This is a genomic window from Neisseria sp. P0021.S007 (assembly GCF_051956855.1).
In genome coordinates, this window is record NZ_JBQCXA010001587.1 from 1 (window position 1) to 459 (window position 459).

The following is a 459-nucleotide window of genomic DNA, read 5'->3' on the forward strand; positions in this document are numbered from 1 at the left end:
TGCGGCGAGCCTTGCGTCGATGAAGCGTTCAACTGCGCCGACGTGCTCATCATGATGGACATCACCCGCCTGGCAGACCGTTACCTCCAACGTTTCGCCCCTAAACCATAAAGACCAAAAGGTCGTCTGAAAACCTTTTCAGACGACCTCAACTATTGTGAAATCAACAATTTTTAGCAATTTCACCCTATACCAATATACACACACCACAACCTTATGATTGCCAAACTACGTTTTACTTTCCGCCTGCTCTGTATCGGCTTCTGCCTGCTTTACGGTATGGCGGAAATGTTCTTCCTGTTTCCTTTTTACAGCAAACGGCGCAAACTGCGTGCCATTCAAATCTGGTCGCTGCGCGTCCTCGCTTCATGCGGCATGAAGCTGGAAACCTTCGGTACGTTGCCTCAGGAAGGGCAGGCGCAGTTGTTAATCAGCAACCATATCTCTTGGCTAGACATC

Annotated in this window: 2 pseudogenes; both read left to right on the forward strand. The window is 49.2% G+C overall.

Annotation, left to right across the window (positions count from 1 at the left end):
• Positions 1 to 111, forward strand: a pseudogene (locus tag ACTHUR_RS20400) (GNAT family N-acetyltransferase); the annotation flags it as partial.
• Between the two features lie 105 nt (positions 112 to 216).
• Positions 217 to 459: pseudogene (locus ACTHUR_RS20405) on the forward strand (lysophospholipid acyltransferase family protein); the annotation flags it as partial.